This is a genomic window from Pectobacterium hainanensis (genome assembly GCF_046237015.1).
Classification (GTDB): Bacteria; Pseudomonadota; Gammaproteobacteria; order Enterobacterales; family Enterobacteriaceae; genus JBJYIN01.
Genome location: NZ_JBJYIN010000001.1, coordinates 388,614 through 414,088, shown reverse-complemented (window position 1 = coordinate 414,088; position 25,475 = coordinate 388,614). Strand labels below are relative to the sequence as shown.

Here is a 25,475-nt window from a genome sequence, read left to right as displayed (position 1 = left end):
CCTGTTTTGGATCAGATGAGATTAGCTTAGCGAATTTTTTAGGAAAAAATGTTGCCTTTTTATCTTCTAATGCGTGAAATGGGAGAAAAATTTTCTACAGTGAGGCGATATGTTAGATAAAATAGACCGTTCTTTATTGGATTTACTGCAACGCGATTGTACGTTGTCGCTTCAAGTGCTGGCGGAATCGGTAAATCTGACGTCAACCCCCTGTTGGAAGCGATTAAAACGTCTGGAAGAGGAAGGTTATATACGGGCTCGCGTTGCCTTGTTGGACAATGAATTGCTTGGATTGGAACTGACGGCATTCGTTCTGTTGAAGACACAGCAGCATAATAGTTCGTGGTATCAAACGTTTACCAGCGTTGTGTCAGAAATGCCAGAAGTCCTGTCGTTTTATCGTATGGCGGGAGAGTATGATTACCTGATGCAGGTGCAAGTCGCTGATATGAAAAGTTATGATAACTTTTATAAACGCTTGGTGAACGGCATTCCTGGGCTCGTTGATGTGACATCCAGTTTTGCGATGGAACGTATTAAGCACACCACGGCACTGCCTTTGTCATTATGATCGATTACGCTTGTCATCCTTCTGGTTACTGGTGCTGCTGCAAGCGGCGTTCAAATCTATTGGGTATATCATTCATAAGCTTTCGGTATATACCCGTCATACTTCAAGTTGCATGTGCGTTGGCTGCGTTCAGTCACCCGAATCACTTACCTGAGTAAGCTCATCGGGATTCCTTCGCTTGCCGCCTTCCTGAAACTTGAATTATTTAGGGTATAATCATTTTCCTGCATTTATAATGCCGTTTCTGGATATTGGAATTAAAACTGCGTGAGACTGTTTGCTCAACTAAGTTGGTATTTTCGTCGCGAATGGCGACGTTACTTGGGTGCGGTGGCATTACTGATTGTTATTGCCATCCTGCAACTGCTGCCTCCAACATTGGTTGGGGTGATTGTTGACGGCGTGACGCGAAATGGTATGTCTACGGCGGAGGTGATGCAGTGGATTGGCGTGATGCTGCTAACCGCCGTGGTGGTCTACCTATTGCGTTACGTTTGGCGGATATTACTGTTTGGTGCTTCCTATAAATTGGCGGTTGAACTGCGGGAAGATTTTTATCGTCAATTGAGCCGCCAGCATCCTGCATTTTATCTTCGCCATCGTACTGGTGATCTAATGGCTCGCGCGACTAACGATGTCGATCGCGTTGTTTTTGCTGCGGGTGAGGGCGTGCTTACGCTCGTTGATTCCATGGTGATGGGATGCGCCGTTTTGGTTGTCATGTGTACCCAGATTAGCTGGCAATTGACGCTGCTGGCGTTATTACCGATGCCGGTGATGGCTCTCGTGATTAATCATTATGGCACCCAGTTACATCAGCGTTTCAGATCGGCTCAGGCTGCATTTTCATCTCTTAACGATCAGGCGCAAGAGAGTCTGACCAGCATCCGCATGATTAAATCATTCGGGCTGGAGGATTATCAATCCCAACGTTTTGCAAAGGTTGCGGCAGATGCTGGCGCTAAAAATATGCATGTTGCGCGTGTTGATGCGCGGTTTGATCCTACTATTTATATTGCTGTGGGCTTGTCTCATCTGCTTGCGATTGGTGGCGGCAGTTGGATGGTCATTCACGGTTCGCTGACATTGGGATTGTTAACCAGCTTTGTGATGTATCTCGGGCTGATGATTTGGCCAATGCTAGCGCTGGCGTGGATGTTCAATATTGTTGAGCGCGGTAGCGCAGCATACAGCCGTATTCGGCAGCTTTTGTCTGAAGAACTAGTGGTCTCGGAAGGTTCCTCGGCGTTACCTGACGGGGGGGGTACGCTACGCGTTGATATTGATGGATTTCACTACCCAGAAAGTTCACGCAATGTATTAGAGCGTGTGTGTTTTACGTTGGAGCCCGGCAACGTTTTGGGGCTTTGTGGTCCTACGGGATCGGGAAAAAGTACGTTATTAGCGTTGATTTTGCGGCATTTTGATGTTCAGTCGGGAAGCATTGACTACCATGGCCTACCGTTATCTGACATTCGATTGGATGCGCTGCGCCATCGTTTTGCCGTCGTCGGGCAAACGCCTTTCCTGTTTTCTGATACGGTAGCAAGCAACATCGCGCTAGGACGACCCGACGCCACTCAGCAGCAAATTGAGCAGGCTGCGCGGCTTGCCAGTGTTCATGAAGATATCCTGCGTCTCCCGCAGGGATATCACACGGAAGTGGGAGAGCGGGGCGTGATGTTATCAGGAGGGCAAAAACAGCGGATCGCTATTGCCCGAGCCTTATTGCTGGAGTCGGAAATTTTAGTGTTAGACGATGCGCTATCGGCTGTTGATGGTCGGACAGAACATCAGATTTTGCAAAACCTGAAACAATGGAGTTCGCAGCGTACTTTGATTATCAGTGCGCATCGTCTTTCAGCCTTGGTAGACGCGAATGAAATTTTGGTGTTGCAACAAGGTCATATCGTTCAACGTGGCGAACACCGCGAGCTGATTGGCTATGCTGGCTGGTATCGTGATATGCACCGTTATCAACAGTTGGAAGCGGCTTTGGATGACGCACCGCAGGCTGAGGGAGTGAAGGATGAGTAAGCCTAAGCAGCTTTGGCCAACCTTAAAACGATTGCTGGCCTATGGTTCGCCGTGGCGAAAGCCGCTGGGATTCGGTGTTGTGATGCTTTGGATCGCTGCGGCGGCAGAGGTATCTGGCCCGATATTGGTGAGTTATTTCATTGATCATCTGGTGGCAAAAGGGGAGTTTCCATTCGCTATCGCGACGGGTTTAGCGGTGGCATATATTGGGTTGCAGGTTTTGGCTGCGGCCTTGCACTATTTTCAGGCGCTATTATTCAACCGGGTTGCCGTTGGTGTCGTACAACAGTTGCGGACTGATGTCATGGATGCCGCTTTACGCCAGCCACTGAGTACGTTTGATACCCAGCCCGTAGGGCAATTGATTTCCCGTGTAACGAATGACACTGAAGTAGTGAAAGATCTGTATGTTACGGTTGTCTCAACGGTATTACGCAGTGCTGCCCTGATTGGTGCGATGTTGGTCGCCATGTTTAGTCTCGATTGGCGTATGGCGTTGGTTGCTTTGGCTATTTTCCCAGCAGTGATCGTCGTGATGGTGATTTATCAGCGATACAGTACGCCAATTGTGCGTCGCGTACGGGGCTATCTGGCGGATATTAATGATGGTTTTAATGAAGTCATTACTGGCATGGGCGTCATCCAACAATTCCGTCAGCAGGCTCGTTTTGGTGAGAAACTGGGGGCTGCCAGTCACGAACACTATCTGGCACGTATGCAAACATTGCGTCTCGATGGTTTTCTATTGCGCCCGTTGCTGAGCTTGTTTTCTGCCATGGTGCTATGCGGCTTGTTATTGCAATTTGGTTTCAGTGCAGTGGGCTCTGTTGGGGCCGGGGTGTTGTATGCCTTTATCAATTATCTTGGTCGCTTGAATGAACCATTAATCGAGTTGACGACCCAGCAATCTATGTTGCAACAGGCTGTCGTCGCTGGTGAGCGTATTTTTGAACTGATGGATGGCAAAAAGCAGCGCTACGGCAATGATCGGTGCGCATTGTCAGGAGGACGTGTTGAGATTGACAACGTTTCTTTCTCTTATGGCGCAGATCAAAAACGGGTTTTACAAAATATTTCTCTGGTTATTCCTGAACAAGGCTTTGTTGCACTGGTGGGGCATACCGGTAGTGGCAAAAGCACATTGGCAAATTTGTTGATGGGGTATTATCCGCTCGATGAAGGTGAAATCCGTTTGGATGGACGCCCATTACCCACCCTGTCACATCAGGTGTTGTGCAATAATGTGGCGATGGTGCAGCAAGATCCGGTTGTACTGGCTGAATCCATGTATACCAATGTAACACTAGGACGCGATATCAGCGAAGACGAAGTTTGGCGAGTGTTGGATATCGTTCAACTGTCTGATTTGGTGCATTCGTTTCCAGAAGGATTGCATACCCGTATTGGAGAACAGGGAAATAATCTGTCTACCGGGCAGAAGCAGCTCTTGGCCATTGCGCGTGTATTGGTTCAAACCCCTAAGGTGCTTATCCTCGATGAAGCCACCGCGAATATCGATTCGGGGACTGAACAAGCGGTGCAAAAAGCACTGAGTGTTATTCGTGAACAAACGACGCTGATTGTCATTGCTCACCGTCTATCGACCATTGTTGATGCAGATACGATTATGGTGCTTCATCGCGGGCAGACGGTTGAGCAGGGGACGCATGGGCAATTACTTCGCCAGCAGGGGCGGTATTATCAAATGTATCAGCTTCAATTGGCTGGAGAAGAATTAGCGGTGTCTGAGAGTAATGAACAGACGTTGCCCGTTTCATAAGCTTTCAATGCACCCGAACATGTGAGGCCAAACCATGGCCTCCGCATGACATCGCACCATCACTAGGCATATCCATTCTATTTTTCGTCTACATGCACTGAAATTTAGCGTCACGCACTAATTGGGTGCAATTTGATTGTCGCTATTTTGCATTTTCTCCTTTTAACGCTGTGTTTTCTCTCTCCTGACAGACGTGAGCCACGTTATTCCACCAATCTGGGCCAAAGAAATCATTTATGGCACACCCTTTGCTTTAACCATGATGTACAGAGCAATTCGAGATGATCGTCATCCGAAATAAACGTGATTCGAAGCGTGGCGGGCGTAAGTCTGAACTTAATGGTTAGGGGGAAGATGAATGAAACTGGTTACTGTGGTGATAAAACCATTCAAGCTGGAGGACGTGCGCGAGGCATTGTCTGCTGTCGGCATCCAGGGACTCACCGTCACCGAGGTGAAAGGGTTTGGCCGTCAGAAAGGGCATGCTGAGCTGTATCGTGGCGCAGAGTATAGCGTCAATTTTTTACCGAAGGTAAAAATTGATATCGCTATCGCTGATGATCAATTAGACGAAGTCATTGATGTTATCAGCAAAGCGGCTTATACCGGAAAAATTGGTGACGGAAAGATTTTTGTCGCTGAATTACAAAGGGTTATCCGTATTCGTACGGGTGAAACTGACGAAGCCGCACTTTAACACCTGACTTAGATTCGTAAATAGGGATGGATGAAAATGAAAAAACTTGTCTCCTCATTAGGTCTTGGTGTCGCTGCTTTACTCCCATCCTGGGCGATGGCTGCCGCTCCAACGATCGATAAAGCGGATAACGCTTTTATTATGATTTGTACCGCGCTGGTACTTTTTATGACTATACCCGGTATCGCACTGTTTTATGGTGGTTTGATCCGCTCAAAGAACGTGCTTTCCATGATGACTCAGGTAGCGGTCACCTTTGCGATGGTGTGCATTCTGTGGGTGATATATGGCTATAGTCTGGCCTTCAGCGAAGGTAACGCGTTTTTTGGTGGGTTTGCCAGCTTTATGCTGAAAGGCATTGGCATTGAGTCGATTTCAGGCACGTTCTATCAATTTGTGCACGTGGCTTATCAGGCGTCTTTTGCCTGCATTACCGTTGCGTTGATTGTTGGGGCGATCGCTGAGCGTATCCGCTTCTCTGCCGTCTTGATTTTCGTTGCACTGTGGCTGACGTTCTCCTATTTGCCGATGACCCATATGGTATGGGGTGGTGGTTATTTAGCTGCCGATGGTGCATTGGATTTTGCCGGTGGTACGGTTGTGCATATCAACGCTGCTGTTGCTGGTTTGGTTGGGGCGTACCTGTTAGGGAAACGTGCCGGTTTTGGTAAAGAAGCATTTAAACCGCATAACTTGCCGATGGTCTTTATCGGTACCGCTATTCTGTATATCGGCTGGTTTGGTTTTAACGCTGGCTCTGCTGGTGCCGCTAACGGTATCGCGGCTCTGGCCTTCCTGAACACTGTGGTTGCGACAGCGGCGGCTATCCTGGCTTGGGTTGCGGGTGAATGGATGGCGCGTGGCAAGCCTTCCCTGCTGGGGGCGTGTTCAGGCTGTATCGCTGGTCTGGTTGCGATTACGCCTGCGGCGGGTACGGTTGGTGTTGGTGGGGCAATGGTCATTGGTTTAGCGGGTGGTTTTGCTGGCCTGTGGGGTGTTACCGTCCTGAAGAGATGGCTACGTGTTGATGACCCATGTGATGTGTTTGGTGTTCACGGCGTGTGCGGTATCGTCGGTTGTATCCTGACGGGGGTCTTTACCTCTGCATCTCTCGGCGGTGTTGGATATGCTGAAGGCGTAACCATGGCACATCAGGTTTGGGTACAACTGTTCAGTGTTATCGTCTGCTTCGTCTGGTCGGGTGCGGCTGCTTTTATCGCCTTCAAGGTCGCCGATATGGTTGTTGGCCTGCGAGTACCGGAAGAACAAGAGCGTGAAGGGCTGGACGTTAACAGCCATGGCGAGAATGCTTACAACCAGTAAGCCATGATGGTTCGTTTTACTGGGTAAACACTGAAACAGGGCACGAGAATAATTTCGTGCCCTGTTTCGTTATCGCAATCTGTGCGTTTTTCTTTGATGAGATGCTAATTTTTTAGCGTATGTCGACGCATCACACCTTCCTGTACGCTGGATGCGACTAAAACGCCTTCACGACTATAAAACTGTCCACGGACGAACCCTCTGGCTCCTGATGCCGATGTGCTTTCTACGGTATAGAGCAACCAGTCATTCAGGTGGAAAGGGCGATGGAACCACATGGAATGATCGATGGTGGCAACCTGCATTCCAGGCTCTAGAAACCCTACTCCATGGGGTTGTAGCGCCGTTAACAAGAAATTACAGTCAGACGTATAGCCGAGTAGGTATTGATGGGTTCGTTCATCATCAGGGAGTGGGCCATTGGCTCGACACCAGACATGGCGTATCGGCTCCTCAATTTTCCCTTTAAGCGGGTTGTGAAATTTCACTGGGCGCATCTCAATCGGTCGTTGTCGGGTAAATTTATCCCTGAACTGAGGAGGTAGTAGATGCGCCATACTCTGTGCGATGTCTTGTTCTGATTTCAGTTCTTCCGGTGGTGGAACGACAGGCATGACGTTTTGATGCTCAAAGCCTATCTCGTGGCTTTGGAACGATGCTGTCATGTAGAAAATGGGTTTACCATTCTGGATCGCACTGACTCGGCGTGCGCTAAAACTATTACCATCGCGTAAGTTTTCCACGTCGTAAATAATAGGCTTCTGGCTATCGCCTGGTAGCAAAAAATAGCTATGGAATGAGTGAATGCTTCGTTCGGTTGGCACGGTTTGTTTCGCGGCAGACAGCGCCTGCCCGACGACCTGGCCGCCAAAAACCTGACGTAGCCCCAAATCATCGCTTTGTCCCCGGAATAACCCCTCTTCAAGTTTCTCCAGATTCAGGAGGTCGAGGAGGTTCTGTAGTGCCTGGCTCATCGTTTCGGCCTCGTCATTTTGTTATCCAGTTTGGTAGATGAAATCCTGTTTCAGAAGAATATCAGAATTTTGCACCATCATTATTGCGTCAGGTGAACCATACTACTTAATGAACGCCGGTTTTCTGACGCCGGCAGTCTGATAAAAGTAATAAGGAGACTGTCCGAATGAAATTATGGCATATCTTAGGTGGAGTCACGTTATCAATAGCGTTATCAGCCTGTGCTGATAGAGGGGACTATGGTGTATCGCCTCAAACCGGAGCGCCAGTAACCAGTGCATCATCTCAAAACCCTGCGATCGCAATGCCTGCGGTGAGTGGTACCGTGAATATCCGCCACCGTATTGCTTTGCCCGCTAATGCTGTTTTGACTGTAACGGTATCTGATGCTTCACTCTCTGATGCGCCTTCCCGGGTCATTACACAACGTGTTGCACGTACTGAGGGTAAGCAGGCACCTTTCCAATTTTCCTTACCGTATAACCCGGCAGATATCCAGCCTAATGCGCGTATTCTGCTGAGCGCGGCAATTGCGATAGATAATAAGATTGCCATGGTAACGGAAAATGTATTACCGGTTATTTCCAATGGGGTAAATAATGCCGATCTGGTTCTGATTCCTGTTACATCTGTCCCACTACCGACTCAGCATTCTGGCTCAATAGTTTCTTCACCTAATGCTGTCCAAGGGGCTGTCGAGCCACAACCATCAACTTCGGCATCGCCGATGATGGCCCCACCAGTACAATCTTCACCAATACAATCTTCACCAGTGCAATCAGGTTGGTAATCACAGGCAGGCAGTGCGCTCGTCATTACGGGGCGTACTGCCACCTGAAACGCTGCAAATCGATTTTGCCATAGCGATCGAAAATAATGCCTTCGGCGAGTAGTGCAGATTTTTGACGCTGATGATCGTCACCCGTAAGCGATATTTCACCTTTGCGATTGATTACCCGATGCCAGGGAAGCTTGCTGCCATTTGGCAAACGTTTCAACACGCCTCCCACTTGTCGTGATGCTCGCGGAGAACCGGCCAGCATCGCAATTTCTCCGTAGGTGGTGACGTTGCCATAAGGAATGGCAGCAACAATCTGGAAGATCCGCTGGCGAAAATTGTCATTTTCGTCTGTCATCAACGTTTCCTGTAGATACCGTAAGAAAACGTATAGTGGCATAGCAGCATGAGTAAGAAAACAACGGTTGGAATGTGTTAGCTTGCAATTGCTTATCCCATCACCGATAATGCCCCCGCTCTTTAGCAAGGTCGCTGTATATCTTGCCATTGAGTTGTCAATGGAGGCTCTGTCGGTTCTCCCGCAACGCTAACCTGTGGACTCGGTCAGGTCCGGAAGGAAGCAGCCGCAGCAGGAGACGCGTGTGCCGGGATGTAGCTGGCAGGGCCTCCACCAATTTTTGCTATCTTCGAGTTTCTTGCCTAATAATCCCTTTGTTTATTGTGTGATATCAGTTTTTATTGCTGTCCCACTTTGAGTCTCATATGAATCCGTTTCAGGTTGATTCGTCACCCGGTTATTTATGCGATTTCCCGGAGATTCACGGCGTTACAGAATTTCTGCGAGCGAATTATTTAAAGGAAAATTGCACAGCTATTATCTTTTCCTCGGGCATGTACTTATCGGCCAAGATGATAGGGATAATTTTTGATATTGGCTGGCTATCAATTGAATTGGTGAAATGAATAAAGTTGAAGCGTAATCGATTTTATAGAAGCATACTGTTCTAATTATTTCTTGCGTTGAAAATACACTTTGTTACAAGTTTTACTTTATTTAAATGTTAATAGACAAATCAAAAAACAATGGCCGATAAAGTGCTATCGGCGCAATGTATGTATATCTGCGTTTGTATACTTTGCGTTTGAGCGTTAACGAACGTATTTCCATACCGCAGTAGGGACTTTGTCATAGAGTTTGTTCATCGTCAGTTCTGCCAGACGGTGATCCGCTGCGGAATAGAACATCTCTAGCTCATCATTAGAGAGTTCATACTTGTTTTTCTCAATAACGCGCTCGAGCGTATCAATGGTTGTGCATTTACGTAAACGCATCAAATAGTCGATTTTTTTCATAATAGCCTTTATGCAAACAGTACCTGGTGGTTAATTAATATGAGATAAATTATTGCTTAAGTTTTAGCAGGCGTACAGGTGCTCACTTCTGAGAACATTCCGAATAATACAGCTTTAGATTTCTGCCAACGACGTAACTCTGTATCGTTGATACCATAGTTACTAAACAAAACGTAGGTGTCATCTAAATACTTTTCAACCTGCTGGGAAAGCTCGTTTTCGTCAGGGTATTTTATTTTAAATGTGAGAATAAATGTAGCAATATGCTCAATAAGTTCATTTAGTTGGAGATTGATCGCAGATGTAGGGTCATTGACCCAACCATGGCTGCTATCGCCTAACGTTGCAATGCTTTCGTCACACAGATTTTCACACAAGAATCTGAGTTGGGCAATATCATAATGTTTCGGGGTGTATTCATCCATATCAATCCCTCCGTTAAGCCGTTATTCAGTGTTACAGCGGTTAACTCCTGTTAAACAGGTAGACTGACGAAACGCATAGAAGATTTTAGCCATGTTTCCATATTAACGATATCTTAATCAAAATCGTTATCTCCGCGATTCTGACAGTAGTGAATGGGTTAACAGTGATGAAAGTTCCTCCTGTGTCAGCATGTTATCTTTCATTTTTTAATACTTACATCGGCACTTAAACCATATCATGTCGATACAATTACGTCATGCCCACTATGACTATAGCAAAAGAGCCAGCAAGATTCGCGAGTAATAGATAAGCTTTTCGAGTCTATTTTTCAGGATTAAAACGATTAACATTTTATGCGGTGAAGAATAGTCAGGGAATAATGATGATATACCCGTCATACTTCAAGTTGCATGTACGTTGGCTTCGCTCACTCACCCGAATCACTTACTTGAGTAAGCTCATCGGGATTCCTTCGCTTGCCGCCTTCCTGAAACTTGAATTATTTAGGGTATATTAGATAATTAAATTAATTATGACATGAGACTGGATAGCGTAAAGCGAATACATAAAAAATGGTTGTATCTTATTGTTTTTATTTTGTTATTTATAATAAGGCTCTGTAAAATACTTAACAGAGCCATCATGATTTTATAAGAGAAGTGGTTAGCTTTTTTTCTTTTTTCTGCCTTGTACTGCTTTAAATCGTGGGTTGCTTTTACATATAACATAGATGCGCCCACGGCGGCGTACGACGATACAGTCTTTATGTCGGTTTTTCGCTGAGCGTAATGAACTGAGTACCTGCATGTGAATAAATTCCTCTTTTTACTTGAAGAAGTGACCAAAGCGCTGTTGGAAGCGAGCGGTGCTACCTTCTTTCGAGTATTCTTTCTGTTTCCCGGTATAGTAAGGATGGGATGCTGAAGATACATCAATAGTGATATAGGGATAGTCGATCCCTTCCAGCTCAATGGTGCGATCTGTTTTGATTGTTGAACCGACTCGGTAATACACATCGGCGCTGGTATCATGAAATACCACCGTTCGATAGTCAGGGTGGATACCTGCTTTCATAACTGCCTCATTTGTTATGTTATAACATATCTATATGTTGCCTTTTTTTGTTATCTGAATCAACCCTGATTTTTGAATAGTTACTTTGGTTCGAAATGGCAGAAATGATGGCGTGGTAAAAGTACACATGCACTTTGCAATGTTGCGAAGCGATAGGGCCAAAACTGATGAGAGAACGAACTCGGTGGCTATAAATAAAGAAGGCCGCAAATATGCGGCCTTCTTTCTGAGAAACGAATTGAATCTTAGGTATTTTCTATCTTGTGATGTTGCTCTGTATCATCAAGCTTCTTGCCAAAACGGCGGCGGACTACCACAAAGAAGACTGGAACAAAGAATATCGCAAGGACAGTCGCCGTGATCATCCCGCCCATGACGCCTGTACCAACTGCGTTCTGGGCACCGGAACCCGCACCGGAACTGATAACCAGCGGCAATACACCAAGAATAAAGGCGAGTGACGTCATCAGTATTGGGCGCAAACGCATACGGACAGCATCCAGCGTTGCTTCAATCAGTCCTTTGCCTTCTTTTTCCATCAGGTCTTTGGCGAATTCGACTATCAGTATGGCGTTCTTGGCGGATAACCCTATGGTTGTCAGCAAGCCCACCTTAAAGTAGACGTCGTTTTCGAGGCCACGCATATTGGCGGCGATCAAGGCACCAATAATACCCAGTGGCACCACCAGCATGACAGAAAACGGGATAGACCAACTTTCATAAAGCGCAGCGAGGCACAGAAACACCACAATCAACGAAATAGCATAGATTGCCGGTGCCTGATTACCTGACAAACGTTCCTGATAAGACATCCCGGTCCATTCGTAGCCGATGCCCTGCGGCAATTTGGTCACGAATTCTTCCATCAGTGCCATGGCTTCACCCGTACTCTTACCTGGTGCGGCTTCCCCTTGAATTTGCATGGAAGGTTGACCGTTGTAGCGTTCCAGTCGAGGTGAACCATATTCCCAATGGCTTTGTGTGAAGGCCGAGAAGGGGACCATTTGTCCGCTACTACCACGGATGTACCAGCTCTTGATATCATCAGGAAGCATACGGAATGGGGCATCAGACTGGACGTACACTTTCTTGACACGTCCACGGTCAATGAAGTCATTCACGTAACTTCCACCTAAAGCGGTTGCCAGCGTGGTATTGATGTCTGACAGTGAGACACCCAGCGCTTGCGCTTTTTCATGGTCAATATCGAGCCTGAACTGCGGCGTATCTTCCATGCCGTTGGGGCGTACTTGCACCAGCATATCAGGTCGCTGAGCCGCCATTCCCAAAAGTTGATTACGCGCTTCAGTGAGTTTCTGGTGACCAAGGTTGGCCTGATCGATTAACTGGAAGTCAAAGCCCGTTGCCGTCCCCAGTTCAACGATCGCAGGAACGTTGGCTGCAATCACGATAGCTTCTTTGATTTGGCTGAATGCAGCATTCGCTCTGCCCGCGATAGCGGTGACTTTGTTTTCACTACCACGACGTTCATCCCAGTCTTTTAGGCTGGCAAATCCTAAGCCCGCATTCTGTCCTCGACCGGAGAAGCCGAAACCCGTAACCGTAAAGACGGATTGAACGTTGTCTTTTTCATTTTCCAGATAATATTTGGTCATCCGATCCATTATTTTCTGGGTATTCTCTTGCGTGGCGCCAGCAGGCAACTGAACGATATTTAGCAGAACCCCCTGATCTTCCTCGGGAAGGAATGAACTAGGCAAACGCAGAAACAGCAACGCCAACCCCACCACAATCAACAGATAGACCAGCAGATAACGTCCGGTGCTACGCAGGATGTTTGCTACGCTATCCGTGTAATGGTGAGAACTTTTCTCGAACAACCGATTGAACCAACCGAAGAAGCCCGTTTTTTGACCATGGTCGCCTTTGGCGATCGGTTTCAGCAACGTGGCGCAAAGGGCTGGAGTTAGAATCAGAGCAACCAGTACAGATAACACCATCGCGGATACAATCGTGATGGAGAACTGACGGTAGATTGCCCCCGTGGAACCCCCTGTAAATGCCATGGGGATGAATACGGCTGATAGAACCAAAGCAATACCGACCAGCGCCCCTTGGATTTGTTCCATTGAGCGTTTCGTTGCTTCTTTCGGCGGCAAGCCTTCTTCCGCCATGACGCGTTCCACGTTTTCGACAACAACAATGGCGTCATCCACCAGAAGCCCGATGGCCAACACCATGGCAAACATCGTCAAGGTGTTAATGGAATAACCAAAGGCTGAAAGTATGGCGAACGTACCTAACAGGACAACGGGAACCGCGATCGTAGGAATCAGCGTGGCACGGAAATTCTGCAGGAACAGATACATCACCAGGAAAACCAGAACGATGGCTTCCGCCAGTGTTTTTACCACCTCGTTAATGGATATTTTAACGAAAGGGGTGGTGTCATAGGGATAAACAACTTTCAGCCCTGAAGGAAAGAATTCCTGCAATTTGGCCAGTTCGTTTTTAACAGCAGTTGCCGTATCCAATGCGTTCGCACCCGTCGCCAGTTTAATACCGATACCAGACGCGGGCTGTCCGTTGAAACGAGCGATAACATCATAGCTTTCGGCACCGAGTTCAACGCGTGCAACGTCTTTCAGGCGAACCTGAGATCCATCCGGATTAACTTTCAGAAGGATTTTAGAAAATTCCTCCGGTGAGTTCAGACGGGTTTGCGCAATAATAGAGGAGTTCAACTGCTGACCCGGTACCGGCGGTGAACCACCCAATTGCCCTGCGGCAATCTGGTTATTCTGTACCTTAATAGCTGCAGTGACGTCACCCGTGGTTAACTGATAGTTGTTCAGTTTATTCGGGTCAAGCCAAATACGCATCGCGTATTGGGCGCCGAATAATTGTGCATCACCTACACCAGAAGTTCGGCTGATAGGATCCTTGACGTTAGCGGCGACATAGTCCGCAATATCTTCCTGCGATAATTTGCCATCTTCACTGATGAAGGCGGCGACCATCAGGAAGCTGCTACTGGACTTTTGGACGTTAACGCCTTGCTGCTGAACTTCCTGAGGTAACAACGGCATTGCCAATTGCAGCTTGTTTTGTACCTGAACCTGCGCAATATCGGCATCAGTGCCTGCATCGAAGGTCAGCGTAATCTGCGCGGTACCCGATGAATCACTACTTGATGACATATACATCAGGTTATCGATACCATTCATGTTTTGTTCGATAACCTGGGTAACGGAATCTTGCAGCGTTGATGCATCGGCACCAGGATAAGACGCCGTCACTTCAATCGCTGGTGGTGCGATTGTCGGGTATTGGGCTATTGGCAGTTTTACAATAGCCAATAGCCCTGTCAGCATCACCATAATGGCGAGCACCCACGCAAAAATGGGTCTATCTATAAAAAACTTAGCCATGAATCACCGGCTCCTGTTAAGACTTCGCGGGTTCAGCGGACGCTTGCTGCGGTTGCTCGTTGCCTTGAGCGATTTCTTTGACCTTCACTTGCGCACCGGGCCTGATTTTTTGCAAGCCAGTGAGAATAACGCGATCGCCTGCTTTCAAGCCTTCGGTAACCAACCATTTGTCACCAATCGCTTTACTGGTTTTCAGCGTGCGAGGTTCAACTTTATCACCTTCCCCCACGACCATTGCTGTGGCTTCGCCACGTGGATCACGGGTAATACCTTGCTGTGGAACGAGCAGGGCATTGCTGTTTACACCGGACTCAAGGCGAGCACGGACAAACATGCCAGGTAAAAGATCGTGTTGCGGGTTTGGAAAAATAGCCCGTAGGGTAATCGAGCCGGTCGTTTCATCAACGGTCACGCCTGAAAACTCCAATGTACCGGGATGCGTATATTCGACGCCATTTTCCAATAGCAAACGCACGGTTGCTTTGCCTTCACTCTGTTTTAACGTACCGTTTTCCAGCTCTTTCTTCAGTTGCAGAAAATCATTGCTGGATTGAGTGACATCGACATAAATCGGATCGAGTTGCTGGACGGTAGTTAATGCTGTCGCTTGACCGGTCGCAACCAGCGCTCCTTCCGTTACCGTTGATTTACCTGTCCGGCCGGAAATCGGTGAGCTGACTTTGGTGTAAGCGAGGTTGATCTGAGCGGTATCAACAGCCGCTTTAGCTGCTTGAACCGCGGCATCTGCCTGACGGGACGTGGCGACAGCCTGATCGTATTCCTGCTTACTGATGTAATTGGTTCCTAATAACGGCTTGTAACGATTCACCGTTAAGCGAGCGATTTCAGCGCTGGCCTGTGCCTGTGCTAATGAGCCTTTGGCACTATTGTAGCTAGCTTCATAGGTCGCAGGGTCGATCTGATATAATGATGCCCCAGCTTTTATGTCACTTCCTTCAACAAAGTTGCGTTTTAGAATGATTCCGCCAACCTGAGGGCGCACTTCTGCGATGCGATAGGCGTTGGTACGACCTGGTAAATCTGTCGTGACATCCAGCGATTGGGTTTTTAAGGTCACAATGCCCACTTCTGGTGCCTGTTGCTCACCCGCTTGCTGATTTGCACTATTATCACATCCTGCGAGAATTAAGCCGCCAGAAAGCATCAGAACTGCCGCCAGAGGCGTTAGCCCTCTGTTTTTGTTCATAGATAAACCTCAAGTGTCCGATTTGAAATTGACCAATGGATCACAAGCTTAAAACCCATTGCTGCGATAGTCTTATGTTCGTGCTATGTTACATACATACTCGAATGTATGTAAATCGCACTTTCCTTCAAATACAGCGATATGGCACGAAAAACCAAACAACAAGCTCAGGAAACCCGAAGACATATAGTTGATACTGCATTGAGAATGTTCTCAGAGCATGGAGTATCCGCTACGTCGCTCGCCGATATTGCCGCTGCTGCAGGTGTGACCCGTGGTGCCATTTACTGGCATTTTAAAAATAAAGCTGAGCTGTTTTATGAAATATGGACGCTGGCTGAGTCCAAACTCAACCAGTTTGAATTAGAGTATCAGACAAAATTTCCTGATAATCCACTCCATGTGATGCGTGAATTATTGATTTATATGCTTCGTTTAACCGTCAGCGATCCTCAGTGGCGCTCCATGATGGAAATCATCTTTCACAAATGCGAGTTTGTGGGAGAAATGCTGCAATCTTATAACGCACGTAAAGCGCTTTATCTTTCCTGCTACGTTGATATTGAAAATAACCTGATGCAGTGCATCCGTATGGGCATGTTACCAACGGATATTCACCCTCGTCGCGCCGCCATCGCCATGCGTGCCTATTTTTCAGGCATTATGGAAAATTGGCTGTTTATGCCTGACAGTTTCAATCTTGAACAGGAAGCACCAACCCTGACGGATGCCTTTATTGACATGCTCCGTTTCAGTACCGCGATCCGCCATACTCCGGTTTGAATCATCCATTGCACCGGGTTCGATGAGCGACTAATCGCAATCATGAATCGTTACTTTTAGACATGCGGTGTGTAGTAGATATCATGGTAATCTAGTGCATTCCGTTTAAACCGATTACGTATCATGAGCTTCAGGCGTTTTTCCTCACATCCTTCCCTACCGCATGTTTTCCGTCATTTTTATACCGCAGCCCGCAGCATAATGAAACTGGTGTTTTTATTATGCCTGTTAACGCCTGCGGTTCAGGGGGCGTCTTCCGGTAGCGACCTGCCAACCAGAAGTGATATTCAGAATCGTCTGGATTCGCTGAATAAACAAAAAAATCTGACTTCGACAGACAAATTAGCTCAGCAGGACTTGACGCAAACTCTGGAATTGCTGGATGCCATTGAACGCGTTCGTCAGGAAACCAGTCAGCTTAAACAGCAGGCTGCTCAGGCTCCGAGCCGATTAAAGCAGGCGACGGACGCATTGACTGAATTGAATGGCACAGAAGGCGTTAGCCCTCAATCATTGTCGTCGCTGTCACTACGGCAACTGGAAGCTCGACTAAATGAGACGTTGGATGATTTACAGGCGGCACAGGAAAATTTATCGACTTATAACAGCCAGTTGATATCGCTACAAACCCAGCCTGAACGCGTACAGAGTGCTTTATTGTCCGCATCCCAACGCAGCCAGCAAATTCGTAATCAGCTGAATGGTGTTGATAGCCAGAACGGTTTACGTCCCAGCCAGCAAGTATTATGGCAAACCGAACAGATCCTGATTGGTTTGCAGATGGAGCAACAGCGTAAAAGCCTTGAAGTGAACACCACCTTGCAGGATCTGTTACAAAAACAGCGGGACTACACTGCCGCCCAGATCAATCAATTAGAACGTATGGTTCAATTGTTACAGGGGATAATTAACGGTAAACGACTGAACCTTTCCGAAAAAACCGCCAAGGAAGCACAAACCTCTGAAGATGCTCAGCGTATTCAGGAAAACCCGTTGGTCAAAGCGGAACTGGATACCAATCGACAGCTCAGCCAGCGGTTGATTGAGGCAACACAGGCGGGTAATACGTTGGTTCAGCAGAGTATTCAGGTAAAAAACTGGCTCGATCGTACCACGCAGTCAGAGCGGAATCTGAAAGAACAGGTTCAGGTGTTGAAAGGCAGTTTGCTTTTGTCGCGTATTTTATACCAACAGCAGCTCAATTTGCCTTCGGCGGAATCCATGAGCGACATGAGCACACAGATTGCGGATTTACGACTGGAACAGTTTGAAATCAACCAGCAGCGCGATGTGCTGTTCCGCGGGGATGAGTATATTCAACAACTGATGGCGGCCAGTAATACGCCGCTTGACCAAGAGGTCAGCGAGGCGCTGGAGCAAATTTTGGATATGCGCCGTGAACTGCTGGATCAACTGAACAAACAACTCGGTAACCAGCTTATGTTGGCGATTAATCTACAAATTAATCGGCAGCAATTGGTAGATGTCAATGCTTCCCTACAGCATACGTTAACGCAGCAGATCTTCTGGGTTAGCAGCAATAAACCGATGAACTGGAACTGGATTAAAGAGCTGCCTTCGGCACTGAAACAGCAGGTTCGCCACTTTAATATCAATATTAAGCCAGACAACCTGTTACAAGGTTCATTGTACGCACTGATTTTTCTGATCCCCATGGTAGTGCTAGCCTTTTTACTCCACTGGCGACGTGGCGCTATTCAAAGCTATCAAATGCATCTGGCGAATGATGTTGGTCAGCTTAAACGGGACAGTCAGCTTCATACCCCACAGGCTATTCTCCTGGAATTCATCATGATTCTTCCTGTGGGGCTGTTAATTCTGGCGATTGGATTCTGGGTTAGACATATAGAAAGTACGATTGGCGGGTTTATTTGGTCATTAAGCCAAAATCTGGTGCTGTTCTGGATGGTATTCGGTTTGGCATATCGCAGCCTGTTGCCGGGAGGCATCAGCGAGCGGCATTTCAATTTTACCGCTTCGTTGGCGGCACATTATCGTCGACAGGTTGTTCGCATAGGTGGCGCGATGCTGCCGATGATTTTTTGGGCTGTCATCGGTGAGAAAGCGCCGCTGTATCTGGCGGATGACGTCATTGGCCAAATCGTCATGTTTTGTAACCTGATTTTACTGGGGATATTGGTTTTCCCTTTGTGTCGTGATAGTTGGCGTGAAAAAGAAACGCATACCGTTCGACTTATTGTTATTACGGCACTTGCGCTGATGCCGCCAGTACTGATTGGATTAATGTATAACGGTTATTTTTATACCACGCTGAGATTAGCCGGGCGCTGGGTAGATAGTCTGTATCTACTGATCGTTTGGAGCATTATTTATCTGACGACAATTCGTGGTTTGAGTGTCGCAGCACGTCGTCTGGCTTACCGTCGTGCGGTGGCGCGTCGACAAAGTATGGTGAAAGAGGGCGCCGAAGGGAGCGAGCCGGTTCCCGAGCCGCCGCTAGCGTTAGAGCAAATAGGGCAGCAGTCGCTACGTTTAACGACGATGGTGCTGTTGTTGATCTTCTCTGGTGCTTTCTATTGGATTTGGTCGGATCTGGTCACGGTCATGTCTTATCTCGACAGTATTACGCTGTGGCACTATAGCAGCACGGTGGCGGGCAATAGTGTGTTGCAGGCGGTAACGCTGGGTAACTTGCTATTGGCACTGGTGGTGACGGTTGTCGCTTATGTCATGACCCGTAACCTTCCTGGTCTGTTGGAGGTGCTGGTTCTTTCCCGTTTACAACTTCGTCAGGGAACGTCATATGCGATTACGACGATATTAACCTACCTGATTAGTGCGGTCGGGGCCGTGACAGCACTCAGCTCGCTCGGTGTTTCCTGGGATAAGTTACAGTGGCTAGTGGCTGCGTTATCTGTCGGTTTGGGGTTCGGTTTGCAGGAAATTTTCGCCAATTTTGTTTCCGGTCTCATTATTTTGTTTGAGCGCCCCGTCCGTATCGGCGATACGATTACCATCGGCTCTTTCTCTGGGTCGGTCAGTAAAATCCGTATTCGTGCAACAACCATTACCGATTTCGATCGAAAAGAAGTGATCATTCCAAACAAGGCTTTTGTGACAGAAAGGCTGATTAACTGGTCGTTATCGGACACGATTACTCGCGTCTTGATCAAAATTGGTGTGGCCTACGGTTCCGATCTGGATAAGGTGAAAGCGATCTTATTGAAGGCGGCGCGTGATAACCCCCGGGTGATGATTGATCCCGAACCACAGGTGTTTTTCTTGGGATTCGGTGCCAGCGCATTGGATCATGAGTTACGTTTGTATGTACGTGAACTACGTGACCGCAGCTATACCGTTGATGAGCTAAACCGGAGCATTGACCAAATGTGTCGGGAACATGATATCAACATTGCCTTCGATCAGTTGGAAGTGCATCTGCATAATGCCGATGGACAGGTGGTAAAAGAGGTTTCTCGGGATTTGGGTGAGGAAGGAAAGGCGTAGCATGAGAAAAGGATTTATATGGTTGAGAGGGGCTGCGATAGTGGCAGACGATAGAGTGGCTAGACTAGTGCCAGAGCCGTCCCGGTCTTTCTCTTGAACCTTATAGCTCCGCTGGCGTGTTTTCCTGCTGCACTTTCTTCTGGAAGTCTGCTCGTACAATGTCCAGTGCGGCCAGCGCAATTTGTGGTTCGATCTGATTATCTTCCAGCAACATAATCAGATCGACAGCCAGTTTGATTTCCGGCGGCGCGTTTTCCAGTGACATAATGATGCTACCTCAGTGAATTTTACTCGTGCCTTGTGGGTATATACCCAAAATAATTCAAGTTTCAGGACAAAAACGGCAAAGCGTTTTTGAACAGCGCTTGCGCTGACCCCGAAGGGGTGAGGCCATAAGGCCGAATAACGCGGCAAGCGAAGGAATCCCGATGAGCTTACTTGAGTAAGTGATTCGGGTGACTGAACGCAGCCAACGCACATGCAACTTGAAGTATGACGGGTATAGCAGAAAGACGGCAGAATTTACAGTCCTTGCTCGTTGCGCTCGATGGTGCGTTCTAGCCGGGAGAGCGCCTGACGGCAGCGGGATAATCGTCCTTCCAGCGCAGCCAGTTCTTTTTGTAACCGCTGTTGTTCAGTTAATTGCGTTTGCAGGTTGAGCAGGCTTTCCCTGTCCTGAATCATCGCGAGCAGTCGGCGTTCATAATCCTGATGTTCTGCCAGCTTGTGGTAGAGATCGTCAGCCGATGTGATTTTGGGCTGTTCCTGATGCCGTAACGGTTGCGTTGCCAATTCACGCTGTAAGGCCGTCATCTGTTGAACCAATTTTTCGGCGATGAAAGCGACGTGTTCCGGACGTTGTTCGGCCACTAGCTGCCTGATGAGATATAAGTTCTGACTGATTTCGGCCAGATAATCTTTTAGGCGTGTACCGTAACAACTGAATAAATGGCGGTCGAAGCGCGATTGTTGAATGGGCCTATCCGCCACAGGCTCAATTGCGTTTGCAAGCGTTGCTATCTGTTGTTCAAGAGCCAGCAGCAGTTTGTGAGTGTTCACATTATTTTCCTATTTCATGCGACGGCCCAGCTTGCCTTCAATGATAGTTAGGTACAAGAGATTGTCTTACCTTGAATGAGAATATCTTAACTAACGAGTCAGAAACGTTGATGCTAAAGTGTGATCAGGGTGTCTGGATCATAAAGGTGAATATGTATCGTGTGGCGTTAATCATATTAGGGTGGGTCGCCGTGGTATTGGCAACGCTTGGTGTTGTACTGCCTTTGTTGCCGACTACGCCGTTTTTATTCTTAGCCGCATGGTGCTTTGCGCGTTCATCCCCACGTTTTCATGATTGGCTGCTGTATCGATCGTGGTTTGGTAGCTATTTACGTCATTGGCAGCAATATCGGGCTTTACCGCCGGGCGCGAAATGGAAGGCGATTACCGCTATTTTGTTAACGTTCGCTCTGTCGCTTTGGCTGGTTAAGATGAATTGGGTCAGGATATTGTTACTGGTTATTTTGGCAATTTTACTGACCTTCATGCTTCGTCTACCGGTTATTGATCCTGAACAACAAAAAATTTCCGGAAGACATTTATAACCGTTCGCTTGTAACACAACCTGCTGCGTTAGCCGATAGATTTGGTAGGGGTATGATGGTCGTGACAAAAACGCGCTGACGCAGCGTGGATTGTTGCTTTTATCTGCCAGTTTGACTAGATTTGACCGCTTTCGTGCTCAGGCCGCCATTTCATTGCTTCCATAAGTTTACCATTTCATTCGTAGATGGGATGTGGGAGGGTGCATGGGGTCGGCATTAGTATGGTTAGAACGTTTTATCAGGCACAGAGATGATGACAGCACAGCCGCTAGAATTGATTAAAAACAGTATTAAAAGTATTCCTGACTACCCCAAACCGGGAATTCTGTTTCGTGATGTGACGAGTCTGCTGGAAGAACCAGCAGCCTATGCTGCCAGTATTGAAATGCTGACCAACCGCTACCGTGATGTAGGAATCACAAAAGTCGTGGGAACCGAAGCACGTGGTTTCTTGTTTGGTGCTCCCGTCGCTCTGGCGTTGGGCGTCGGCTTTGTTCCTGTTCGTAAACCGGGCAAGTTGCCGCGCCCGACGATCAGTGAGAAATATGAATTGGAATACGGTTCTGATCGCTTGGAAATCCACGAAGATGCTATTAGCGCCACCGATAACGTTTTGGTTATTGATGATTTGCTGGCAACGGGTGGGACGATTGAAGCGACCGTTAAGCTGATTCGTCGTTTAGGTGGCAATGTTACCGATGCGGCTTTTGTCATCAACCTATTTGACTTGGGTGGTACTCAGCGTTTGGAAGCGATGGGGATTAACTGCTATAGCCTGGTCGAATTCCCCGGACATTAATCATTAACAGCCTCGCCGATAATGACGTGGCTGTGTTAGCATGACCTCCTCAATAACTCAACTGTTGCGGTGTTGATGAGCTATCAGGTTCTTGCCCGTAAGTGGCGTCCTCAAACTTTTGCCGATGTTGTCGGTCAGGAACATGTCCTGACCGCGTTGGCTAATGGCCTTTCTCTAGGCAGAATTCACCATGCTTATTTGTTTTCTGGTACTCGCGGTGTAGGGAAGACCACCATCGCGCGTTTGCTCGCCAAGGGGCTGAATTGTGAACATGGCGTAACCGCAACACCTTGTGGTCAGTGCGATAATTGCCGTGAAATCGAGCAAGGTCGTTTTGTTGATTTAATCGAGATTGACGCCGCTTCCCGAACCAAAGTTGAGGATACTCGTGAGCTACTGGATAATGTGCAGTATGCGCCGGCGCGAGGTCGCTTTAAGGTCTATTTGATCGATGAAGTGCATATGCTGTCACGGCACAGTTTTAATGCGCTGCTGAAAACGCTGGAAGAACCGCCACCTCACGTTAAATTCCTGTTGGCAACCACCGATCCGCAAAAGTTACCCGTGACGATTTTGTCTCGCTGTTTGCAGTTCCATCTTAAAGCGCTGGATGTCGAGCAGATTCGGACACATTTAGAGCAGGTATTACAGGCCGAGCAACTCGTTAGTGAGCCTCGAGCGCTGCAATTGTTGGCGCGGGCCGCTGACGGGAGTTTGCGTGATGCGCTGAGTCTCACCGATCAGGCGATTGCCATGGGGCAAGGGCAAGTCACGACTGCCGCGGTTAGCCAGATGCTGGGTACGCTGGATGATGAGCAACCGCTGGCGATCATCGAAGCGCTGGTCAATGCTGATGGGGCGGGCGTGATGTCTTTGCTCGATCAAGCGGCTGCGCGTGGCGTTGATTGGGAATCACTGCTGGTAGAAACCCTGACGTTATTGCATCGAATTGCCATGGTGCAACTGTTGCCGACTGCATTGAGTCACGACTATGCCTCGGTTGAGGCGCGCTTACGGGATTTGGCCCGAACGCTACCGCCAGCTGATTTACAGCTTTATTATCAAACGCTCTTGGTTGGTCGAAAAGAGCTGCCTTATGCGCCGGATCGCCGTATGGGGGTAGAGATGGCATTGCTGCGTGCATTAGCGTTTCACCCGCGGCAGATCATCGAGGCCCCGGTTTTACCAGTGGCAATGACGCCAGCTCAGCCAATCAATACGACACCGTCCGTAACGAATACGCCAACACCTTCGCGCGATGAGCCACAGCGCCATGCGGTTCAGCATAGTACGCCTCCTCCCGCTTATCCGACGGAGATGCCTGTATTATCTGCTGACGATACGGCTTCGGCAGAAGGCGACGGTGCATCTGCATTGCCTCCTGATACGGCCGCTCATATGGGGGGCGATAGTGGGTTATCAGATGCGACTTCCCAGTTGCTTAAGGCTCGTAGCCAACTGTTACGTAAACAAGGGACGACACCACCAAAAAAGGCTGAACCGGCAGCGTCTGATAAAACGCGGCCGGCAACCTCGGCACTTGAGCGTTTAGCTACGGTGACTGAGCGTAGCGTGCAGCGGCAAAACGAAAAAGATTCAGCGGCGGCGCCCAGGAAGCCAGAGGCTTATCGCTGGCGGGCACAGAATAAAGTTGAAGAAGTTAAAGCGGATGTCACAACGCCCAAAGCATTACGTTCGGCGTTGGAACATGAAAAAACGCCGGAGCTCGCTGCGCGTCTGGCGGAAGAGTCACTGACGCGAGATGAGTGGGCGGCGGAAATTCATCGTTTGACGTTGCCAAAACTGGTGCAACAACTGGCATTGAATGCATTTAGGGAAATGCCTGAGCCGGGCAAAATACATTTGCATTTACGTTCTTCTCAGCGCCATTTGAATTCGCCTGCGGCACAGAAAGCGTTAACCGATGCATTGACGGCGCATCACGGTTATCCCATAGAATTATTCGTCACGGAAGATGATAATCCAGAGGTGCTGACGCCATTAGAATGGCGTCAGGCGATTTATGAAGAGAAGCTGGCGCAGGCGCGCCAGTCGATTCTGGCTGATAATACGATTCAAACGCTGCGGCGTTTCTTTGATGCGGAACTGGACGAAGAAAGTATCCGCCCTGTTTAATCGCTGCGAGTGTGCAGCCCGATGCAATAGAGAGAAAACTATGTTTGGTAAAGGTGGAATTGGCAATCTGATGAAGCAAGCCCAGCAGATGCAGGAAAAAATGCAGCAGATGCAGGAAGAGATTGCGAATCTGGAAGTCACTGGCGAATCGGGCGCAGGTTTGGTGAAAATCACCATCAATGGTGCGCACAATTGCCGCCGTGTGGAGATCGATCCCAGCCTGATGGAAGATGATAAAGAGATGCTGGAGGATCTGATCGCCGCTGCGTTTAACGATGCTGCCCGCCGTATTGCAGAAACGCAGAAAGAGAAAATGGCGTCTGTTTCCAGCGGTATGCAATTGCCGCCGGGCTTCAAGATGCCGTTCTGATGCAAACCAGCCCGCTTCTTGAAGCGTTGATGGAAGCTTTGCGTTGCTTGCCGGGCGTTGGGCCCAAATCGGCGCAACGCATGGCTTTTCATCTATTACAGCGTAATCGCAGCGGTGGGATGCGTCTGGCGCAGGCGTTAACGCAAGCGATGTCTGAAATTGGACATTGTGCCGATTGCCGCACGTTCACCGAGCAAGATGTGTGTACGATTTGTTCAAATCCTCGCCGTCGGCAAAACGGTCAGATTTGTGTTGTGGAAAGCCCGGCTGATATTCACGCTATTGAGCAAACTGGACAGTTTGCCGGTCGCTATTTTGTGTTAATGGGGCACTTGTCCCCGCTTGATGGGATCGGTCCAGATGATATTGGTCTGGGGCGATTGGAAGAGCGTTTGCAAAATGAATCAATCAGTGAAGTGATTCTGGCAACCAACCCGACGGTGGAGGGGGATGCGACGGCTAACTACATTGCTGAATTGTGCGCACAGCATGGCGTGATGGCGAGTCGAATTGCACACGGTGTGCCTGTCGGTGGTGAATTGGAAATGGTCGATGGGACAACGCTGTCCCATTCCCTTGCCGGACGTCAGCCTTTTAAGTTCTGATTCGGTCGGCTATCCGTGATTGATAGCCGGCTTGTTTCCTTTATTTCTCCTTCCTTTTGCCTGCTCGTGCTTCATCACCTCTTGAAATTATCATCGTTTATCCCCATTTCATGCT

Annotated in this window: 23 protein-coding genes and 1 other RNA gene; 14 read left to right on the top strand and 10 right to left on the bottom strand. The window is 48.2% G+C overall.

Annotation, left to right across the window (positions count from 1 at the left end):
• The first annotated feature begins 109 nt into the window (after positions 1-109).
• The 5 genes from ACKPVM_RS02050 (at position 110) to amtB (ending at position 6,408) form a co-directional block, all read left to right on the top strand.
• Entirely contained in the window at positions 110-571 is a 462-nt protein-coding gene (locus ACKPVM_RS02050) for an Lrp/AsnC family transcriptional regulator (RefSeq protein ID WP_409306470.1), read from the top strand.
• A 267-nt stretch (positions 572-838) separates the two neighbouring features.
• Positions 839-2,608 (top strand): SmdA family multidrug ABC transporter permease/ATP-binding protein, encoded by a 1,770-nt coding sequence (locus ACKPVM_RS02045; RefSeq protein WP_409306469.1) that lies wholly within the window; start codon positions 839-841, stop codon positions 2,606-2,608.
• The gene (locus ACKPVM_RS02040; RefSeq protein WP_409306468.1) at positions 2,601-4,388 is read left to right on the top strand and encodes a SmdB family multidrug efflux ABC transporter permease/ATP-binding protein; all 1,788 of its coding nucleotides are present in this window, start codon (positions 2,601-2,603) and stop codon (positions 4,386-4,388) included. The genes ACKPVM_RS02045 and ACKPVM_RS02040 overlap by 8 nt, the downstream gene beginning before the upstream one ends.
• A 358-nt stretch (positions 4,389-4,746) precedes the next feature.
• Positions 4,747-5,085, top strand: coding sequence for a P-II family nitrogen regulator (glnK, locus tag ACKPVM_RS02035; protein ID WP_009639071.1), 339 nt, complete (start codon positions 4,747-4,749; stop codon positions 5,083-5,085).
• A 36-nt stretch (positions 5,086-5,121) separates the two neighbouring features.
• Complete coding sequence (gene amtB / locus ACKPVM_RS02030; protein WP_409306467.1) at positions 5,122-6,408, top strand: ammonium transporter AmtB; 1,287 nt, start codon at positions 5,122-5,124, stop codon at positions 6,406-6,408.
• Positions 6,409-6,512: 104 nt separating this feature from the next.
• On the opposite strand, the gene tesB is transcribed toward amtB, so the two are convergent.
• Complete coding sequence (gene tesB / locus ACKPVM_RS02025) at positions 6,513-7,382, bottom strand: acyl-CoA thioesterase II (RefSeq protein WP_409306466.1); 870 nt, start codon at positions 7,380-7,382, stop codon at positions 6,513-6,515.
• A 167-nt stretch (positions 7,383-7,549) separates the two neighbouring features.
• On the opposite strand from tesB, the gene ACKPVM_RS02020 reads away from it, so the two are divergent.
• Complete coding sequence (locus tag ACKPVM_RS02020; protein WP_409306465.1) at positions 7,550-8,173, top strand: YbaY family lipoprotein; 624 nt, start codon at positions 7,550-7,552, stop codon at positions 8,171-8,173.
• A 25-nt stretch (positions 8,174-8,198) separates the two neighbouring features.
• Here the strand turns inward: ACKPVM_RS02020 and ACKPVM_RS02015 are convergent, their stop codons facing one another.
• Entirely contained in the window at positions 8,199-8,519 is a 321-nt protein-coding gene (locus ACKPVM_RS02015) for an MGMT family protein (RefSeq protein WP_409306464.1), read from the bottom strand.
• Positions 8,520-8,689: 170 nt separating this feature from the next.
• Between ACKPVM_RS02015 and ffs the strand changes: the two genes are divergently transcribed.
• An RNA gene (gene ffs, locus ACKPVM_RS02010) (signal recognition particle sRNA small type) lies at positions 8,690-8,786 on the top strand.
• 485 nt (positions 8,787-9,271) lie between these two features.
• On the opposite strand, the gene ACKPVM_RS02005 is transcribed toward ffs, so the two are convergent.
• From ACKPVM_RS02005 to ACKPVM_RS01980, 6 genes are all read right to left on the bottom strand, one after another.
• Positions 9,272-9,475 (bottom strand): HHA domain-containing protein, encoded by a 204-nt coding sequence (locus ACKPVM_RS02005; RefSeq protein ID WP_009114000.1) that lies wholly within the window; start codon positions 9,473-9,475, stop codon positions 9,272-9,274.
• Between the two features lie 56 nt (positions 9,476-9,531).
• A complete protein-coding gene (gene tomB, locus ACKPVM_RS02000; protein WP_409306463.1) occupies positions 9,532-9,900 on the bottom strand; it encodes an Hha toxicity modulator TomB in 369 nt (122 codons plus the stop codon).
• Positions 9,901-10,564: 664 nt separating this feature from the next.
• Positions 10,565-10,708 carry a type B 50S ribosomal protein L36 gene (gene ykgO, locus ACKPVM_RS01995; protein WP_409306462.1) on the bottom strand — a complete coding sequence of 48 codons (144 nt, stop codon included), beginning with the start codon at positions 10,706-10,708 and terminating at the stop codon, positions 10,565-10,567.
• Positions 10,709-10,726: 18 nt separating this feature from the next.
• Positions 10,727-10,975 (bottom strand): type B 50S ribosomal protein L31, encoded by a 249-nt coding sequence (locus ACKPVM_RS01990; RefSeq protein ID WP_409306461.1) that lies wholly within the window; start codon positions 10,973-10,975, stop codon positions 10,727-10,729.
• Between the two features lie 245 nt (positions 10,976-11,220).
• A complete protein-coding gene (locus ACKPVM_RS01985) occupies positions 11,221-14,367 on the bottom strand; it encodes an efflux RND transporter permease subunit (RefSeq protein ID WP_409306460.1) in 3,147 nt (1,048 codons plus the stop codon).
• A gap of 16 nt (positions 14,368-14,383) precedes the next feature.
• Positions 14,384-15,574: an efflux RND transporter periplasmic adaptor subunit gene (locus ACKPVM_RS01980; protein ID WP_409306459.1), complete on the bottom strand. Its 1,191-nt coding sequence runs from the start codon at positions 15,572-15,574 to the stop codon at positions 14,384-14,386.
• Between the two features lie 141 nt (positions 15,575-15,715).
• Between ACKPVM_RS01980 and acrR the strand changes: the two genes are divergently transcribed.
• Together acrR and mscK are read left to right on the top strand one after the other, a co-directional pair.
• On the top strand, positions 15,716-16,357 hold the full coding sequence (gene acrR, locus ACKPVM_RS01975; RefSeq protein ID WP_409306458.1) for a multidrug efflux transporter transcriptional repressor AcrR: 642 nt from the start codon (positions 15,716-15,718) through the stop codon (positions 16,355-16,357).
• Positions 16,358-16,480: 123 nt separating this feature from the next.
• Entirely contained in the window at positions 16,481-19,846 is a 3,366-nt protein-coding gene (gene mscK / locus ACKPVM_RS01970; protein WP_409306457.1) for a mechanosensitive channel MscK, read from the top strand.
• Positions 19,847-19,946: 100 nt separating this feature from the next.
• Here the strand turns inward: mscK and rsmS are convergent, their stop codons facing one another.
• Positions 19,947-20,111, bottom strand: a complete 165-nt coding sequence (gene rsmS, locus ACKPVM_RS01965) for a pleiotropic regulatory protein RsmS (protein ID WP_409306456.1) — start codon at positions 20,109-20,111, stop codon at positions 19,947-19,949.
• A gap of 257 nt (positions 20,112-20,368) precedes the next feature.
• Positions 20,369-20,905, bottom strand: a complete 537-nt coding sequence (gene priC, locus ACKPVM_RS01960) for a primosomal replication protein PriC (protein ID WP_409306455.1) — start codon at positions 20,903-20,905, stop codon at positions 20,369-20,371.
• 152 nt (positions 20,906-21,057) lie between these two features.
• Here priC and ACKPVM_RS01955 point away from each other — a divergent pair, with 152 nt between their 5' ends.
• The 5 genes from ACKPVM_RS01955 (at position 21,058) to recR (ending at position 25,360) form a co-directional block, all read left to right on the top strand.
• Positions 21,058-21,450, top strand: coding sequence for a DUF454 family protein (locus ACKPVM_RS01955; RefSeq protein WP_409306502.1), 393 nt, complete (start codon positions 21,058-21,060; stop codon positions 21,448-21,450).
• 250 nt (positions 21,451-21,700) lie between these two features.
• Complete coding sequence (gene apt / locus ACKPVM_RS01950) at positions 21,701-22,249, top strand: adenine phosphoribosyltransferase (protein WP_409306454.1); 549 nt, start codon at positions 21,701-21,703, stop codon at positions 22,247-22,249.
• A 75-nt stretch (positions 22,250-22,324) separates the two neighbouring features.
• Positions 22,325-24,385, top strand: coding sequence for a DNA polymerase III subunit gamma/tau (gene dnaX / locus ACKPVM_RS01945; protein WP_409306453.1), 2,061 nt, complete (start codon positions 22,325-22,327; stop codon positions 24,383-24,385).
• 40 nt (positions 24,386-24,425) lie between these two features.
• Positions 24,426-24,755 (top strand): YbaB/EbfC family nucleoid-associated protein, encoded by a 330-nt coding sequence (locus ACKPVM_RS01940; protein WP_132452506.1) that lies wholly within the window; start codon positions 24,426-24,428, stop codon positions 24,753-24,755.
• On the top strand, positions 24,755-25,360 hold the full coding sequence (gene recR / locus ACKPVM_RS01935; RefSeq protein WP_409306452.1) for a recombination mediator RecR: 606 nt from the start codon (positions 24,755-24,757) through the stop codon (positions 25,358-25,360). Before ACKPVM_RS01940 ends, recR begins: the two co-directional genes overlap by 1 nt.
• The last annotated feature ends 115 nt before the right edge of the window (positions 25,361-25,475 follow it).

Bases quoted from the DNA above. Each gene is read 5' to 3' on its own strand.
- ACKPVM_RS02050 (WP_409306470.1), top strand. From the start codon at position 110: ATGTTAGATAAAATAGACCGTTCTTTATTGGATTTACTGCAACGCGAT.
- ACKPVM_RS02040 (WP_409306468.1), top strand. From the start codon at position 2,601: ATGAGTAAGCCTAAGCAGCTTTGGCCAACCTTAAAACGATTGCTGGCC.
- glnK (WP_009639071.1), top strand. From the start codon at position 4,747: ATGAAACTGGTTACTGTGGTGATAAAACCATTCAAGCTGGAGGACGTG.
- amtB (WP_409306467.1), top strand. From the start codon at position 5,122: ATGAAAAAACTTGTCTCCTCATTAGGTCTTGGTGTCGCTGCTTTACTC.
- tesB (WP_409306466.1), bottom strand. From the start codon at position 7,382: ATGAGCCAGGCACTACAGAACCTCCTCGACCTCCTGAATCTGGAGAAA.
- ACKPVM_RS02020 (WP_409306465.1), top strand. From the start codon at position 7,550: ATGAAATTATGGCATATCTTAGGTGGAGTCACGTTATCAATAGCGTTA.
- ACKPVM_RS02015 (WP_409306464.1), bottom strand. From the start codon at position 8,519: ATGACAGACGAAAATGACAATTTTCGCCAGCGGATCTTCCAGATTGTT.
- ACKPVM_RS02005 (WP_009114000.1), bottom strand. From the start codon at position 9,475: ATGAAAAAAATCGACTATTTGATGCGTTTACGTAAATGCACAACCATT.
- tomB (WP_409306463.1), bottom strand. From the start codon at position 9,900: ATGGATGAATACACCCCGAAACATTATGATATTGCCCAACTCAGATTC.
- ykgO (WP_409306462.1), bottom strand. From the start codon at position 10,708: ATGCAGGTACTCAGTTCATTACGCTCAGCGAAAAACCGACATAAAGAC.
- ACKPVM_RS01990 (WP_409306461.1), bottom strand. From the start codon at position 10,975: ATGAAAGCAGGTATCCACCCTGACTATCGAACGGTGGTATTTCATGAT.
- ACKPVM_RS01985 (WP_409306460.1), bottom strand. From the start codon at position 14,367: ATGGCTAAGTTTTTTATAGATAGACCCATTTTTGCGTGGGTGCTCGCC.
- ACKPVM_RS01980 (WP_409306459.1), bottom strand. From the start codon at position 15,574: ATGAACAAAAACAGAGGGCTAACGCCTCTGGCGGCAGTTCTGATGCTT.
- acrR (WP_409306458.1), top strand. From the start codon at position 15,716: ATGGCACGAAAAACCAAACAACAAGCTCAGGAAACCCGAAGACATATA.
- mscK (WP_409306457.1), top strand. From the start codon at position 16,481: ATGAGCTTCAGGCGTTTTTCCTCACATCCTTCCCTACCGCATGTTTTC.
- rsmS (WP_409306456.1), bottom strand. From the start codon at position 20,111: ATGTCACTGGAAAACGCGCCGCCGGAAATCAAACTGGCTGTCGATCTG.
- ACKPVM_RS01955 (WP_409306502.1), top strand. From the start codon at position 21,058: ATGTATCGTGTGGCGTTAATCATATTAGGGTGGGTCGCCGTGGTATTG.
- apt (WP_409306454.1), top strand. From the start codon at position 21,701: ATGATGACAGCACAGCCGCTAGAATTGATTAAAAACAGTATTAAAAGT.
- dnaX (WP_409306453.1), top strand. From the start codon at position 22,325: ATGAGCTATCAGGTTCTTGCCCGTAAGTGGCGTCCTCAAACTTTTGCC.
- ACKPVM_RS01940 (WP_132452506.1), top strand. From the start codon at position 24,426: ATGTTTGGTAAAGGTGGAATTGGCAATCTGATGAAGCAAGCCCAGCAG.
- recR (WP_409306452.1), top strand. From the start codon at position 24,755: ATGCAAACCAGCCCGCTTCTTGAAGCGTTGATGGAAGCTTTGCGTTGC.